Raw genomic sequence first — 15151 nt, forward strand, 5'->3', positions numbered from 1 at the left:
CCGGCCATGCCGGAGTCCAATCGGCGGGCCTTCCTCAAGGTCCTGGGTGCCACGGCGGCGGCCGGTGGCATGGTCGCAGCCGGCGTGACCCCCGCCCGGGCGGCGGGGCCGGGCTCGTCCGGGCGTGGCCGCAGGGGTCGCACCCGTCTGGTCCTGCTGGGCACCGCGGGTGGACCCGGCCTCCTGACGGGCGAGCGCTCCGGCATCTCCACCGCCATCGCGTACGGGGACCGCGTGTACGTCGTGGACCTCGGCGTGGGCTCGCTCCTCCGGCTGCGCCAGAGCAGCCTGTCGGGGCGGGTCGGAGCAGCCACGGCGCTGACCAACGTGCGGGGCGTGTTCTTCACGCACATGCACAGCGACCACCTGCTGGACTGGCCGGCGACCTATGCCACCGGACCCATCAACACCACCGGGCGCGCGGGGCAACCGATCCAAGTCTTCGGGCCGGGGAACCGCGGCTCGCTCACCAGGTTCGTAGGGAGAGTGGAGCCGGGCGTGTACAGCCCCGACGATCCATCGACCGAGCAGTTCGAGCCCACGCCGGGAATCTCCGAGATGACCGCGCGTCTGGCGCACGCTTGGGCCGCGGACTTCAACGACCGCGCCCGCGACTCGGGCTTCCGCCCCCCCGTTCAGCGTCTTCGACGTCCGGGACATCGATCACCGCGTGGTCTGGCCGTCGATCGGTCCGGCCGGTGTGCCGCCGCGCCTGGAGGCGCCCCTCGACGTGTGGACCGACGGCGACGTGCGCGTCACCGCCACGCTGGTCGACCACCGGCCGACCGCGCCGTCGTACGGGTTCCGCTTCGACACTCCGGACGGCTCGATCACCGTGTCCGGTGACACCACCGTCAGCCAGAACCTGATCGACCTCGCCCGGGGTACCGACTACCTCGTCCACGAGGTGATCGACCTGGCGTGGGTGGAGAGCCTCGGCTCGGTGCTGCCGAAGGAATTCTTCGAGCCGCTCAAGCAGCACCTGATCGAGTCGCACACCACCATCGAGCAGGTCGGCCGCGACGTGGCCGAGCCCGCCGGCGCGAAGAACCTGGTGCTCACCCACCTGCTCCCGGAGAACAACCCGAAGGGCCGCTGGCAGCAGGCGCGGCGGGGTTACTCCGGGCGACTCATCGTCGGGGAGGATCTGATGGAGCTCAGCGTGGGCTGACGCGACGGGGCCCACCGTCACGGGGCGGTCGGGTGGGGCACGGGCTAGCGTCGGCCCATGCGCCTCCCGGACGGACTCGTCGCGGTGGTCAAGCACGACTGCCCCACCTGCGTGCTGGTCGAGCCGGTGCTGCGGGAACTGGGTGCCGCCGTCTGGTGCCAGGACGACGCCGACTGGTTCGACGGCGACGACAGCGAGCTCGAGCTGTCCTACCGGCTGGGCATCGAGACGGTGCCCACCCTGCTGCGCGTCCGGGAGGGGCAGGAGACCGCGCGGGTCGTCGGCTGGAGCCGCGAGCAGTGGGAGCAGCTCACCGGCGTGCCCGGGCTGGGGCCGAACCTGCCCGACCACCGCCCCGGCTGCGGATCGCTGTCGGTCGACCCCTTCCGGATCGACGAGCTCGAGGCACGCTACGGCGGCAGCGGGCTGACCAGCCGCCGCGTCGAGCTGGCCGACGCCGAGGACGAGCACGAAGCGCTGTTCGACCGCGGCTGGACCGACGGGCTCCCCGTCGTCCCGCCGACCCCTGAGAGGGTGCTCCGGATGCTGCGCGGCACCACGCGCGCCCCCGGTGACGTCGTCGCGATCGTGCCGCCCGACCTCGTGGAGTGCACCGTCGAGAAGGTGGCCGTCAACGCGGTGATGGCCGGCTGCCTGCCCGAGTACCTGCCGGTCGTGCTGGCCGCCCTGGAGGCGGCGTGCACGGAGGAGTTCGCCCTGCACGGTCTGCTGGCGACGACGTACTTCTCCGGTCCGCTCGTCGTCGTCAACGGCCCGATCGCGAAGCGGATCGGGATGAACAGCGGAGTCAACGCGCTCGGGCAGGGCAACCGCGCCAACGCCACGATCGGCCGGGCGCTGCAGCTCGTCGTGCGGAACGTGGGGGGTGGCCGACCCGGGAAGGTCGACCGGGCGACGCTGGGCAACCCCGGAAAGATCACCTTCTGCTTCGCCGAGCGGGAGGAGGGCAGCCCGTTCGCGCCGCTGGCCGCCGACCGCGGCGTCCCCGGGGACGCGGTCACCCTCTACGCCGGCTCGGGGGTGCAGCCGGTGGTCGATCAGCTCAGCCGGAACCCGGACTCCTTGGCCCGGACGTTCGCCGCCTGTCTACGCGTCAACGCGCACCCGAAGCTGCCGATGGCCTTCGATGCGATGCTCGTCGTCTCTCCGGAGCACGGGCGGGTGTTCCGCGAGGCGGGATGGGACCGCTCCCGGCTGATCGGCGAGCTCGAGGTGCTGCTCACCCTGCCGGCCGACGAGCTCATCAGAGGCGTAGGGAGCGTGGCCGAGGGGGTGCCGGACTCGATGGCGGGGCGCGACCTGCCCAAGTTCCGGCCGGGTGGCCTGCTTCTGGCTCACGCAGGCGGCGAGGCGGGGTTGTTCAGCGCGATCGTCGGCGGTTGGGTCGGCGGGGAGACGGGCAGCGTTCCCGTGACACGAGAGGTGCGCACATGAGGACCGTGCTGGACCCGACCGGGCAGCGACAGGCACCGGGCCGCGCGCTCCTGCCCCGTCCGTCCACGCTGGACGGCCGCACCGTCGGGCTGCTCGACATCAGCAAGGCCCGCGGCGACGTCGTCCTCGACCGGCTGGAGCAGCTGTTGACCGCGGACGGGGTCCATGTGCGCCGGTACCGCAAGCCGACGTTCGCCCGCACCGCCCCGGTCGACCTGCGGCACGAGATCGCCGAGCAGTGCGAGGTGGTGATCGAGGCGCTCGCCGATTAGGGCTCGTGCACGTCGTGCAGTGTGCACGACATCGCCGATCTCGAACGCCGCGGCGTGGTGGCCCTCTTCCTCGCCAGCGAGGCCTTCGCCGAGGCCGCGCGCGTGCAGGGCGAGGCGCTCGGCTTCCCCGCCCCGTTCGTGCTGGTGCCCCACCCGGTCCAGGACCGGACCGACGACGAGCTGCGCGCCACCGCCGAGCAGGTCTACCCCGACGTGGTCGCCGCGCTGACGGCGTAGGAGGGTCAGTCCCGCCGGGTGCGCCGCAACCAGCCGCCGCCGAACAGCGCCAGGAGCACGAGGAGGGGTTGGAAGAACAGCCGGACGAGTCGCTTCCGGTCCGTGTCGAGGCCGAAGGCGTCGGTGCCCTCGAGGTACTGGGCGACGTTGCCCGGGAAGACCACCACGAAGAACGCCGCCAGCAGCGCTCCGACGAGCCGCCGCTTCTTCGGGAAGACGATGAAGGACGCGCCCAGAACGATCTCGGCGACGCCGGAGCCGAGCACCGTGAGGTCCTCGTCGAGGGGGAACCAGGCGGGCACCTGGGCCTGGAACTCCTGCCGCTGGACCGTCAGGTGGGCCACCCCCGCGCCCACCATGGCCGCGCCGAGCAGGAGACGGGCAGCGGTGCGGGCGACGGAAGCCACGGCCGCACCGTAGCCGGGCGGGCCGGCGCGCCCCGCTGACGGCCGTCCGCCCCTACCGGGCGTCGACCAGGATGCCCGCCAGGAAGTCCGCCAGCTCGTCGTGCGCGTCCAGGGGCAGCACGTGGGCGACGTACTGGTCCGGCCGGACGACGACGACGCAGCCCGCGTCCCGGTCGATCCCGCGCAGGTCGAAGATGTCGCCGGCCGCGGGGTCGGGGCAGAAGGCCTTCTCGTAGTCGACCAGGCCGAACCGTCCCTTCCTCGGCTGCAGGACCGCCGGCATCGCGTCGACGGGCAGGTCCCGGTGCCCCTGCTGGAAGACGGCGCGGACGTCGATGACCGAGTCCGGGTCGGCCCCGGCCGGCGTGTGCCGCGCGATCGGGGACTTCTCCGACACCAGGAAGTCGCACAGTGCCCGGGCCCGTGAGTCCGGGCTCGCCGGGTCCGACCGGTCGGCGAAGACGTAGAGCCGCCAGGCGCCGTCGGCCCGGGCGACGTGGCCCAGCTGCACCGGTTTGGCGTCGGCCAGGCGGACGACCGGAGCGGAGTGGAAGCGCATGCCGACCGGGAGGCCCCGCGCCAGGTCCTGGAACTCCGGAGAAGCGGTGATCATCGACGGCGCGTACCGGGTGGCGACGCCCGCGGTGAAGCGCCCCTGGGCGGCGAAGTACCGCTGGAATCTCTCCGGATCGATATCCTCGTCATCGCCGCTGTCACCTCCCTCCTTCGGGGCCGCGCTGAACATCCGGGAGAACTCGCGGTCGAACGCGATGAGCTCGGCCGCGACCTCCTGGCGCTCCGCGGAGTAGGTGTGCAGCAGGTCGGGCACGGCCGTCCCCCGGAGCACGGCGGCCAGTTTCCAGCCGAGGTTCCAGGCGTCGGCCATCGACACGTTCATGCCCTGACCGGCCTTGGCGCTGTGCGTGTGACAGGCGTCGCCCGCGATGAAGACGTGCGGGTGGCGGGAAGGGGTCTCCGCGGCCGGCACGTCGTCGAACTTGTCGCACAGCCGCTGGCCGATCTCGTACACCGACCACCAGCCGACGTCCTTCACCTCGATGGTGTACGGATGCAGGATCCGGTTCGCGACCGCGGCGAGCTTCTCCGGCGTGACGCTGCGGTTCTCCAGCATGTCCCGGTCCCTGACCGCGTCGAGCTCGAGGTAGATCCGCACCAGGTAGCCACCCTCGCGGGGAATGATCAGGACGCTGCCCTGATCCGCCGAGACGGCCGCCTTGAGGCGGATGTCGGGGAAGTCGGTGACGGCCAGGACGTCCATGACGCCCCATGTCTGGTTCGTCAGGTCGCCGACCAGTTCGCGACCGATCGCCGTCCGGACGCCGCTGCGCGCGCCGTCGCAGCCGACGACGTACCTGGCGCGCACCGTCGAGGTCCGGCCGGTCTCCCGGAAGTCCGCCAGGTGCTGCAGCGTGACGGTCACCGGGTGCTCGGACTCGCCACTGGGATCGACGGTGAGTTCACTGGCGTGCAGTCCGTAGTGCGGTCGCAGCCGGCTGGCCGACCGTTCCATGGAGCCGCGCAGGTAGGCGAGCATCCGGGCCTGGTTGACGATGACGTGCGGCATCTCCGACAGGCCGTCCTCGACGTCCTGGATCCGCCCGGTCCGCGTGATCCTCGACCGGTCATCCGGATCCGGCCGCCAGAAGGAGACCTCGTTGACCCAGTAGCCCTCGGCGATCAGCTGGTCGGCCAGCCCGAACGCCTCGAACATCTCCACGGTGCGGCAGGCGACCCCGTCGGCCTGGCCCACCTCGAGCGGACCGTCCCGGCGGTCGATGACCATGGTCGTGACGTCGGGGAAGTTGGCCAGCTGGGCGGCCAGGACGAGACCGGCCGGGCCGCACCCCACGATGAGGACGTCGACCTCCTCGGGCAGGCCCTCCGGCCGGTCGGCGACCGACGGGTGCGGCTCCTCGAGGAACGGGTCGCCGGGCCGGTAGCCGTCGAGGTAGAACTGCACGCTTCGTTCCCCTGACATCCGTCGGTGTGATGGCGCTCCCGACGGTGCCTCACCTCTCGCAGGACGGGATAGCCTTTTCTGCAGTGAAGAACCGACCTGCGTACGCGATCGCCTCGGTCGACTCCGCGCTGCTCCTGGCGAGCCTGCTGCAGCAGGAGGGGGCCATGCGGGTCACCGACGTCGCCGCGCGCCTGGGGGTGTCGGTGTCGACGGCCCACCGCCTGCTGGGCATGCTCGTCTACCGGGACTTCGCCGAGCAGCTGCCGGACCGCCGGTACGCCGCCGGGCCGGTCCTGCGCCGTGGACCGGTGCAGCAGGCGTCGGTCGCCCGGTTGCGCGAAGTCGCCCTGCCACACCTGCGCGGACTGGTCGAGGCGGTAGGGGAGACCGCGAACGTGATGGTGCTGGCCGGCCCGGACGTCCGGTTCGTCGCGACGGTCGAGAGCGACCAGGTGCTGCGGGTCGGCGACCGAACCGGCCGGACGCTGCCGGCCCACCTCAGCTCGGGCGGCAAGGCGGTGCTGGCCACGCTGGACGACGAACGGCTCGCCGCCGTCGTGGCATCCCTGGACGCGGCCGTTGCGGTGCGGCTGGAGCGCGAGCTGCGTACCGTCCGGCGCCGGGGGGTCGCGGTCAACGACCAGGAGACCGAGGCGGGGCTGACGGCGGTGGGGGTCGCCGTCCCGCCCTCGGGCGGGGTCACCGGCGCCGCCCTCTCCGTGGCCGCGCCCTCGGCCCGGTACTCCCGGGATCGGTTGCCGGTCTGGAAGGAAGCGCTGGCCGAGGCTGCCGGCGGCATCGCACGCGATCTGGGCGACGGCTGACCGGGGACCTCGACGCCGCCGTCCGTGACCGGAGGCTGCGCGCGTCCTGCGACGGGTGGCACCATGCCGACCATGGCATCGACACGGGTGCCGGCCGAGCGCGGCGGCACGGCATTCGTCCTCGGTGGCGGGGGAGTGCTCGGCGCGGCCGAGGTCGGGATGTTGCGAGCCCTGCTCGAGCGCGAGATCAGCCCGGACCTGATCGTGGGCACCTCGGTCGGCGCGATCAACGGCGCGCTCGTCGCCGCCGACCCCACCCTGAACGGGGTGCAGCGGTTGCGCGGGCTGTGGGAGGAGCTGACCTCCCAGGGCATCTTCGCCGGGTCCGTGCTGGCCCGTGTGGGCACCCTGGTACGGACCCGCACCCACCTGCATCCGCGGGAGCCACTCCGGGACCTGCTCACGGAGCATCTGCCGGTGCAGACCTTCGCCGAGCTGCCGGTTCCCTTCCAGTGCGTCGCAGCCAGCATCGAGCGGGCCGCCGAGCACTGGTTCACCGACGGTTCGCTGAGCGAGGCGGTTCTCGCGTCCTGCGCGGTTCCCGGGCTGCTGCCGCCGGCAGAGATCGACGGTGAGCACTACCTGGACGGGGGGCTGGTGCACAGCATCCCGGTCGGCCGGGCGGTCGCCCTCGGCGCCGACACGATCTACGTCCTGCACGTGGGGCGGATCGACCGTCCGCTGCGCCCGCCGGCGAGGCCGTGGGAGGTCGCGCTGGTCGCCTTCGAGATCGCCCGGCGACATCGGTTCGCCGCCGACCTGGCCGCGCTGCCACCGGACGTCACCCTGCACGTGCTGCCTTCAGGTGAGCAGTCCGCCCCTGCGGCCGGAGACCTGCGGAACGTGCGCTACCGCGACCTCTCCGGCGTGCCCGACCGGATCGAGCGGGCGTATGTCGCGGCCGCCGGCTACCTGGACCGGTCCGGCGCGTCCGAGGACGGGGCGGCCTGAGGTGCTGCCTCCCCGTCGCGTGCGCCGGTTCACCGGACCGCTGCTCATCGGTGTGCTGGTGGCGGCGGTCATCTCGCTGCCGGTGCTCGTGCTCGTGGCGGTGGTCGCCTCGGTGTGGCTGCCGGGGCGCTGGTACGCGCTGCGGCTGCTGTTCTTCGCGCTCGTGTACCTGGCGCTCGAAGTGGTCGCACTCGTGGCCGCGGCGGTCCTGTGGACGCTCAGCGGCTTCGGTCGCCGGTCGGACCATCCGGCCTACCGGCGGGCGCACTACACCATGCTGCGCCTGCTGCTCGACGTGCTCATGCGGGTGGCGCAGCGGCTGTTCGCCCTGCGGCTGGTCACCGACGGCGAATCCTGGACGCCGCTGGACGACGGAAAGCCCGGTTCGACGAACGCCATGGTGGTGCTCTCCCGCCACGCCGGCCCGGGGGACTCGTTCCTGCTCGTGCACACGCTGATGAACCGGGACCACCTGCGCCGACCGCGGATCGTGCTCAAGGACGTGCTGCAGATCGACCCGTTGCTCGACGTCTACCTCAACCGGTTGCCGAACCACTTCGTCACAGCAGATCCCGGTGCGGGCCGGAACTCCGCGGATGCGATCGCCGACCTGGCCCGCGGCCTGGGCGAGGAGGACGCCCTGCTGATCTTCCCCGAGGGTGCGAACTTCACCCCGCAGCGTCGATTCCGGGCCATCCAGCGACTGCGGAACCGGGGACTGGTGCGCGCAGTGCGCCGCGCCGAGGCGATGCGGCACGTGCTGCCCCCGCGTCCGGCCGGGGTCACCGCGGCGCTGCGGGCGGCTCCACACGCCGACATCGTCTTCGTCGCGCACACCGGACTGGAGCACCTGAGCACGCTGCGGGACTTGTGGCGCGGTCTGCCGATGGACAAGACCCTCCACCTGCGCTGGTGGTTCGTACCGGCTGCCGACGTGCCGCGCGAGGAGACCGAGCAGACCGATTGGCTCTACCACTGGTGGGAGACCATGGACGACTGGATCGACGCCACGCGGCACCAGGAAGCCGAGTGGGCCGCTGCTCGCGAGCAGCCGGGGATCAGGGCCAGCCCTTCTCGTTGAGCGGCGTCACCGTGACCTGATCGAGCACCAAGCCCTTCGGTGCGGCGATGATCCACGCGATGAGCTCGGCGATCTGATCCGCCGGTAGCGCGTCCACGTCCGGTTGTTGCGCCTGCGCGCCGTCGGCCGCGCGACGCTCCTCCGCATCCCAGGCGCCCCAGGAAGTGGCCATGGCACCGGGGTAGAGGACGCACGCCCGGATGCCGTGTGGCTTCCCCTCGGCGGCCAGCGCCTGGGTGAAGCCGGTCAACGCGAACTTCGACGAGCAGTAGGCCGCCGCGTTCGCCCACCCGCGCAGCCCGGCCACCGAGGACACGTTGACGATCGTGCCGCCGCCCACCCGGCGCATGTGTGCGAACACGGCCTTGCTCAGCAGGAACGGGGCGCGCAGGTTGACGTCGAGAACGCGGTCCCAGTCCGACACCGTCGTCTCCTCGACCGGGCCGGGAACGTCGGTAGCGGCCGCGTTGATCAGGGCATCGGCCCGTCCCCAGACACTGATCACATGGTCGACGGCGGCCTGCGCCGCTGACGCGTCGGCGAGGTCGACCGGCCGGCTCAGTGCCGACCCCCCGCTCTCCTCGATGCTCCGCTCGAGCTCGGACAGGACGCCCGCGTCGCGGGCGAGCAGTGCCACCCGCAGCCCGTCCCGGGCCAGGCGGACCGCGGTCGCCCGGCCCAGCCCGCTGCTGGCGCCGGTGACGATGGCCACCGGGCCGGGGTCTGCGCCGCCGGTGCCGGTCACGTCGCCTCCCGCAGTCGATCGCGTGCGCGACAGGTCAGCTCGGCCCCTGTACCCGTGCCGTGCGTCGTCGGCCGCACGATCAACCCAGCCGGCCGGCGAGATCGGCCAGGCTGGCGGCCTGCATCGACGGCGGGGTCAGCGACTTCGGATAGGGGACGCCGGTGCGGTCGATCCAGGCCGTTCCCATGCCCGCCCGGGCGGCGCCGTCGATGTCCCAGGGGTGCACCGCCACGAGCAGCATCTCCGACAGTTCGGTGCCGCAGGTGCGGGCCGCGTACTCGTAGGCACCCCGGGCCGGCTTCCAGATCCCGGCGTCCTCCACCGACAAGAGCGCGTCGAACAGGTCGCGGATGCCGGCGTCGGTGAACAGCTTCTCCGAGACCTTCGTGGAGCCGTTGGTGAGGGTGACCAGGCGGTGTCCTGACTCCTTCAGTGACTGCACGCCGTCGGTCACGTCGGGGTGGACGGTCAGCTCGCTGAAGCCGCTCATGACGTGATCGATGGCGGCCTGCTGGTCCCGGTCGAGGTCCACGCCGTGCAGCACGGTGCGCAGCGCGTCGACGCCCAGGTCGGCGAAGGGGCGATCCGCGCCGGCGGCGGCCAGGCCGAAGCCGTCGCGCAGCAGGGTCGCGAACCACAGCTGGGCCAGGTGCGAGGGGGCGCCGATGTCGGTGAACCGCTGCGCCATCGGGCTCATGTCGGACAGGGTCTCGTTGACGTCGAAGACGATCACGGACGGTGACGTGCTCATGCGAGCTCCTGATTGGTGGGGACGGATGTGTGCGCTGGCCGTGGATCCGGGCGGCGTCAGCCGGTGACGCTGCTGGAGGCGGTGAGGACGAGGACCCGGGGGAGGGTCGTGAGATAGCAGTCCAGGACGCTGGCCATGCCGGGCGCGGCATCGCCGAGCCCGGCTGCCTGCAGCGCAGGTGGGCTGGCCGCGGACTGCCAGGGCACCCGCCGCGCCGCGTCGAGGGCCCGCTGCCGCAGGTCGTCCGCGGCCGGGCGGGTGGCCGCCGCCTGGGAGCGCAGTGCCGCCCAGGCCGGCTCCAGCAGACCGCGCCCGGCCAGCGCGCGCCAGATGCTGTTGATCAACGGGGTGTCCAGCGCCTCCCGGATCTCCCCGTAGAGCTGCGGAGCAGGAGCATCCCACGGCGAGGGTGCCGGATCGCGGGGCTCGACCGGCCGGGGTTCCGGAGGCTGTCCCGGCGCGGGTGGCGCCTCCAGCCCGCCGTCGAGCGCCAGCCGCAGGCCGGCGGCCAGCAGCAGCATCCGGCTCAGCGGACCGACGAACTGTGCCAGCGCCTCCCGCACCTCCTGCTCCGGCGGCGGGATAGCGGCGTCGCGCACGGAGGCGGCGAGCCCGTCCGCCAGCGCGGCGAACTCGGGCTCGGCCTGGACGGGCGCGCCCTGCTCGTAGGCCAGCACCAGGTAGCCGGGGCACAGCGCCATGGACTTGAAGAGGCTGGGCACGAACGGCATGTCGTCGAGCAGCCGGGCGTAGACCCCGGCGACGACGCCGGTCGCCTCGGCCTCCTCGACCATGGGGTAGCCGGCGAAGCCGCGGCCGAGGTCACCGTGCACGGGACTGCGCCCCCGGCGGGGCACCGGAACGGGCTGCCGCGGACGGGAGCAACTCGTCGATGGCGGCCGCGATGATCTCGGGATGGTCCTCCGGAGTGAAATGCCTGCCGCCCGGGATGGGCCGCAGCGTCGTGCCCAGGTCGGTGGCCAGGCGCTCGCCGTAGGCCACCTTCTGGAACCGGTCGGCCGCGCCCCACACCACCCGGGCGGGCAGACCGAGGGAGGGCAACCGGTCGCTGATCGCCAGGGTGTCCTCCACCCGGAGGTCGCTCACCTGCCGAGCGAGGGCCCGGGCCGCGCCGTGGGTGACGTAGGGCTGCCAGTGCACGCCGATCGACTCCAGGGCCCGGCTCCGGTCGTCGTGGCCGCGGTGGAACAGCTGGACCAGCGAGGGGTAGACCATCGTCTGCGGCAGGAGCCGCAGGACGTCGGCGGCCCGCTTCATCGCGACGACGCTGGGGATGGGCCACGAGTCGTAGCAGACCCCGTTGGTGATCACGAGGCCGGAGAAGCGGTCCGGCCGTCGCACCGCGGCGATCTGCGCGACACCGCCACCGAGGTCGTGCCCGACGAGCACCGGCGCCTCGATGCCCAGCGCGTCGATCCAGCCGAGCAGCCGGTCGGCCTGGGCGGCCAGCCCGAGATCCCGGCCGGAACCGTCGGGGATGGAGGTGCCGTAGCCGGCCATCTCCAGCGCCAGGCAGCGGCCGTGGACCAGCGGCATCACGTGCCGCCACAGCCGGGGCGAGGTCGGCACACCGTGCACGAGGACGACGGGGGAGCCCTCACCGTGCTCCAGCCAGCGAACGGTCTCACCGTTCAGGGCGAGCTGCTCCTCGCGCACTCCGCCCCCGGTCACCGGGGGCCCTCGTCGACGTCGACGTCGACCCGTTGGTCGTCGAAGCAGAGCAACCCGCCGACGGCCTCGGCGTCGTGCATCGGCTCCGGATAGCTCCAGACGACGTCGCTGTCGTGCCGGTCCCCGTCCTGCAACGTGCGGTAGTGCGCGACGCCCTTGTAGGGGCATTGCGTGGTCGTGTAGCTGGGCGCGAGCAGCTCGGTCCGGACGTCGTCGGCCGGCACGTACCACCGCGGTGGCAGGCCGCTCTCCAGCAGCATGCGTGGGCGGGTGGAGTCGGCGACGATGGTGTTCCCCCAGCGGACGACGAGGTGCCGCGAGCTGCGCAGCACGTCGATCCGGTGGTACGGGTCACGCGGGTGGGCGAAGGCCTCCTCGTCCTCTTCGAACCAGGCGTCCATCGCGTCCCACGCGAAGGCGACCAGCCCGGCCAGGTGGCCGGCGGACGGCGGCGGCCGTTCGTAGGTCCAGGCGCCGTCCTCGGCACGGCGGTCGTCGACCTGCACCGTCCAGTACGTCGCCGCACCGAGCGCCGGGCTGCTCGCCGTCGTGTCGCTCGGCGTGAACAGGTCGGTCCGCACGTCCTCGCGGGGGAACAGGTAGCTGGGTGTCTGCCCCGACTGGTGGAGCAGCTGCGCACGGGTGCTGTCCGCGACGGTCTCGCCGCCCAGCCGCACCCGGACCCGGCGCGGTGACGGTTCGGCGTACAGCACGTGCTCCGGCGGGTGGCAATCGAAGTTGAACCGCCCGGACGGTGCGGAGCCGAACGGAGCGCTGCCGAGGGTCAGGGCCATGTGGCCCCGCTACCCGCGGGGGTGCCGACTCACGCGGGCACCGGCCGGCTCCGCTGCTGATTGCACCGGTCAGCGGCCCGGTGCCGGTTTTGCCCGCAGAAAGCCAGGGGTACGGGCGATGCATGAGCGTTGAACAGAACACCTCGACCCAGGAGAAGGCCGCAGCCCTGCTGAACAGCGGCGACGTCGATGCATTCGTGGACACGTTGTTCGCCGTGGACGCCGTCGACCACGACCCGGCGCCCGGCCAGGGACCCGGCCGGGAGGGCTACCGCACCTTCTTCCACACCCTCAGCACCGCCTTTCCCGACGCGCACCTCGAACCGCTGGTCAACGTGGTCGACGGGGACAAGATCGCGTTCGCGTACACGCTGACCGGCACCCACCGGGGGGACTTCCAGGGAGTTCCTCCGACCGGCAAGCGGATCGAGGTTCGCGGCCTGCAGATCGGCCGGTTCGAGAACGGTCAGATCGTGGAGCGGTGGGGGAGCACCGACGAGCTCGGCATCATGCAGCAGATCGGCGCGGCTCCCGGTGGGGACGACAGCGTGCTCGACAAGGTGAAGAACGCGTTCACCAGCTGAGTTCCCGCCCGCGGCGGCCGCCCCTCCCGGGACCGGGAGGGGCGACCGCCCGGGGCCCGTCACGGCCCACGCCGTTCAGGCGAGCTGCGTGGTGATGTCGATCGCTCCCTCGAGGCTCCGGGCGACCGGACACCCATCGGCATGGAGGGCCAGCACCCGCTGAACCTTCGTCGCGTCCTCGTCGGCGATGGTCATACCGGTGTAGGTCACCGTGATGCGCTTGACCACCAGGACCTTGCCTTCCAACTCCACTTCACCGCGCGCATGTCCCACCAGACCGGTGGGATCGATCCGCCGGGCCGCCAGGGCTCCGGCGAACGTTCCGGTGAGCTAACCGAGAGCGGCACCGACCAGATGATCGATCGTGCTCGCGTGACTGGGGGCGGTGCCTGGCTGCATCCCGTAGTGCTCGGCGATGGCCCCGTGCATGCCGTAGACGGTCGGCTCCTCCTCACCGGGTAGGTATGCCGCCCGAAGTGGTCCTCCCAAGCGCTCGACGCGCACGTCCGAGACGTAAGCGATCTCTGCCACCGTGTCCTCCTGCCGTCATGGGGTCGTCGCTGACACCTATCCAGCTGGAGCTCACCGACACCTCGCCGGCTACGGGCATGGCAGCCGGCTACACCTTCGCCGGCACCCGGATGAGGTTGTCGTAGCGGTCGGTGCGTGACTGCTTGTCGGCGTACATCCGCGCGTCGGCGCGGCGGACCAGGTCCTCCACGGAGCACGGCTGCTCCGGATCCCACATCTGTGCGCCGATGGAGAGCCGGAGTTCGAAGGCGGCGCTGGACCCGGCGTTGAAGTCATCGAGGGCATCGTGCACCCGCTGCCGCGCCATCGGCTCGTCCGCGCCGTCGCCCAGGAGGACGACGAACTCGTCACCACCGAGGCGGCCGAGCACGTCGCCCGATCGGCACGCCGCCCGCAGGACCGCTGCCGCGGACGCGATGGCGCGGTCTCCCTCCTCGTGGCCCAGGACGTCGTTGACCTGCTTGAGGCCGTCGAGGTCGATGAAGACAGCCAGGCGGCTCTCGCCGGCCCGGGCAGCACGGGCGAGCTCCTGCTCCGCCAGTTCGAACCAGCCCCGCCGATTGTGGATCCTGGTCAGCTCGTCGGTCGTGGCGATGACGGCCATGGCGCGTTCCCGGCGGCGGCTCATGACCACCAGGGCCGTTCCGGTGGTGAGCAGCATCGCGAGGACGAGCGCCTCGCTGCGCAGACTGGCCTCGTCCAGGTGGCCCTGGAAGCCCTCTCTGGTCTGGACGTTCATGACCAGCCAGCTGGTGCCCTCGATGCGTTTCCAGGCGCTGACGTAGTCCGTGCCACCTTCGTCGGTGTCCACGATGCCGTGGTCGCCGCCGGACTGCGCGACCTCGAGGGCCTGTGGGTAGGGCAGCGGAGTGCCGATCAGCTCCGCTTCCGGGGCACCGACGATGAGGCCGGCGGCGTCGACGATCCAGCCCTCGCCTTCACCGACGCTGAAGAACTCGGTCGATGTGCCCCGAGCCGACCAGAAGCAGACGAAGAGGCCCGTGGTGCCGTCGGCCAGCGTCGTAGGCGCGCCGAGCGCGAGTGCGGGCTCGTTCCCGATGGTGACGATCCCGGACAGCGGCACGTTCCCGGAGCCGGCGGCGCTGATCGCTGCCACGAGCGGCTGGAAGCCGGGGTCGGACGGGGAGGCGACCTCGCCGGTCGGCGCGTAGGACGCGACGACCTGGCCCCGCCCGCTGAAGACGGCCGCTCCGAGGTCCATCACGCCGCCGGAGGTCTCGACGATCTCCCGGATGCGGGAAGCATCCTGGGCAGCCGCGGCGCCGGTCGCCGGTACGGCGCTGAACGCCGGGACGCCCGCCGCCTCCTGGACCGACATGACGGAGGCCAGCTGGGCGAAGCCGTTCTGCACCGTCTGCGAACTCAGGTGGCCGAGGACACGCGTCTGGTCGATCCGGTCCTGTCGGTGCTGGTCGACAGCGAGCTCGCCGGCGCTCTGCGTCGACAGGAGACCGAGCACCCCCATGACCGCGACGAGCACCCCGGACACCACCAGGGCACCCCAGCTCCGCCGCGCCCTCGTGGGCGTGTTCCTCGTACCGCTCGACACCCGTGCCTCCTCTGGCCGATGCCCAACCATCGGAGTCCGGGCGTGGAAGCTTGAGAGCCCGGCGGGACTGGGCGTGGCCTTTCTCACCCGACGGGACGGCATCAC

At 72.2% G+C, this 15151-nt stretch carries 15 protein-coding genes and 2 pseudogenes; 7 read left to right on the plus strand and 10 right to left on the minus strand.

Features of this window, described 5'->3' with window-relative positions; translation table 11 throughout:
• Window positions 1-670: 670 nt before the first annotated feature.
• From FHU33_RS25795 to FHU33_RS26185, 3 genes and pseudogenes are all read left to right on the plus strand, one after another.
• Window positions 671-1171 carry an MBL fold metallo-hydrolase gene (locus FHU33_RS25795; RefSeq protein WP_246063515.1) on the plus strand — a complete coding sequence of 167 codons (501 nt, stop codon included), beginning with the start codon at window positions 671-673 and terminating at the stop codon, window positions 1169-1171.
• Window positions 1172-1228: 57 nt separating this feature from the next.
• A complete protein-coding gene (locus FHU33_RS11220; RefSeq protein ID WP_142025441.1) occupies window positions 1229-2626 on the plus strand; it encodes a thioredoxin family protein in 1398 nt (465 codons plus the stop codon).
• Window positions 2623-3135: pseudogene (locus FHU33_RS26185) on the plus strand (UGSC family (seleno)protein). The gene FHU33_RS11220 and the pseudogene FHU33_RS26185 overlap by 4 nt, the downstream one beginning before the upstream one ends.
• Window positions 3136-3140: 5 nt before the next feature.
• Here FHU33_RS26185 and FHU33_RS11235 read toward each other — a convergent pair.
• Both FHU33_RS11235 and FHU33_RS11240 read right to left on the minus strand, forming a co-directional pair.
• The gene (locus FHU33_RS11235) at window positions 3141-3542 is read right to left on the minus strand and encodes a DoxX family protein (protein ID WP_211355078.1); all 402 of its coding nucleotides are present in this window, start codon (window positions 3540-3542) and stop codon (window positions 3141-3143) included.
• A gap of 52 nt (window positions 3543-3594) precedes the next feature.
• Window positions 3595-5523, minus strand: a complete 1929-nt coding sequence (locus tag FHU33_RS11240) for an FAD-binding monooxygenase (protein WP_142025444.1) — start codon at window positions 5521-5523, stop codon at window positions 3595-3597.
• Window positions 5524-5606: 83 nt separating this feature from the next.
• On the opposite strand from FHU33_RS11240, the gene FHU33_RS11245 reads away from it, so the two are divergent.
• The 3 genes from FHU33_RS11245 (at window position 5607) to FHU33_RS11255 (ending at window position 8379) form a co-directional block, all read left to right on the plus strand.
• Window positions 5607-6347 (plus strand): IclR family transcriptional regulator, encoded by a 741-nt coding sequence (locus FHU33_RS11245; protein ID WP_142025445.1) that lies wholly within the window; start codon window positions 5607-5609, stop codon window positions 6345-6347.
• A gap of 72 nt (window positions 6348-6419) precedes the next feature.
• A complete protein-coding gene (locus tag FHU33_RS11250) occupies window positions 6420-7298 on the plus strand; it encodes a patatin-like phospholipase family protein (protein ID WP_142025446.1) in 879 nt (292 codons plus the stop codon).
• Window position 7299: 1 nt separating this feature from the next.
• Window positions 7300-8379 carry a lysophospholipid acyltransferase family protein gene (locus FHU33_RS11255; RefSeq protein WP_142025447.1) on the plus strand — a complete coding sequence of 360 codons (1080 nt, stop codon included), beginning with the start codon at window positions 7300-7302 and terminating at the stop codon, window positions 8377-8379.
• On the opposite strand, the gene FHU33_RS11260 is transcribed toward FHU33_RS11255, so the two are convergent.
• The 5 genes from FHU33_RS11260 to FHU33_RS11280 form a co-directional block, all read right to left on the minus strand.
• Complete coding sequence (locus tag FHU33_RS11260; RefSeq protein WP_142025448.1) at window positions 8357-9124, minus strand: SDR family oxidoreductase; 768 nt, start codon at window positions 9122-9124, stop codon at window positions 8357-8359. The genes FHU33_RS11255 and FHU33_RS11260 overlap by 23 nt on opposite strands.
• Before the next feature lie 79 nt (window positions 9125-9203).
• Complete coding sequence (locus FHU33_RS11265; RefSeq protein ID WP_142025449.1) at window positions 9204-9875, minus strand: haloacid dehalogenase type II; 672 nt, start codon at window positions 9873-9875, stop codon at window positions 9204-9206.
• A gap of 56 nt (window positions 9876-9931) precedes the next feature.
• Window positions 9932-10708, minus strand: a complete 777-nt coding sequence (locus FHU33_RS11270; protein ID WP_142025450.1) for a hypothetical protein — start codon at window positions 10706-10708, stop codon at window positions 9932-9934.
• Entirely contained in the window at window positions 10698-11567 is an 870-nt protein-coding gene (locus FHU33_RS11275; protein ID WP_211355079.1) for an alpha/beta fold hydrolase, read from the minus strand. Before FHU33_RS11275 ends, FHU33_RS11270 begins: the two co-directional genes overlap by 11 nt.
• The gene (locus FHU33_RS11280) at window positions 11564-12361 is read right to left on the minus strand and encodes a DUF427 domain-containing protein (protein WP_142025451.1); all 798 of its coding nucleotides are present in this window, start codon (window positions 12359-12361) and stop codon (window positions 11564-11566) included. Before FHU33_RS11280 ends, FHU33_RS11275 begins: the two co-directional genes overlap by 4 nt.
• A gap of 122 nt (window positions 12362-12483) precedes the next feature.
• On the opposite strand from FHU33_RS11280, the gene FHU33_RS11285 reads away from it, so the two are divergent.
• Window positions 12484-12945, plus strand: coding sequence for an ester cyclase (locus tag FHU33_RS11285; RefSeq protein WP_142025452.1), 462 nt, complete (start codon window positions 12484-12486; stop codon window positions 12943-12945).
• A gap of 75 nt (window positions 12946-13020) precedes the next feature.
• Here the strand turns inward: FHU33_RS11285 and FHU33_RS11290 are convergent.
• From FHU33_RS11290 to FHU33_RS11300, 3 genes and pseudogenes are all read right to left on the minus strand, one after another.
• A pseudogene (locus FHU33_RS11290) lies at window positions 13021-13254 on the minus strand (OsmC family protein); the annotation flags it as partial.
• A 21-nt stretch (window positions 13255-13275) separates the two neighbouring features.
• Window positions 13276-13476, minus strand: a complete 201-nt coding sequence (locus FHU33_RS11295; protein ID WP_142025454.1) for a hypothetical protein — start codon at window positions 13474-13476, stop codon at window positions 13276-13278.
• Between the two features lie 88 nt (window positions 13477-13564).
• The gene (locus FHU33_RS11300; protein ID WP_170182416.1) at window positions 13565-15046 is read right to left on the minus strand and encodes a diguanylate cyclase; all 1482 of its coding nucleotides are present in this window, start codon (window positions 15044-15046) and stop codon (window positions 13565-13567) included.
• Window positions 15047-15151 lie beyond the last annotated feature (105 nt).

This window comes from Blastococcus colisei (assembly GCF_006717095.1).
GTDB classification, from domain to species: Bacteria; Actinomycetota; Actinomycetes; order Mycobacteriales; family Geodermatophilaceae; genus Blastococcus_B; species Blastococcus_B colisei.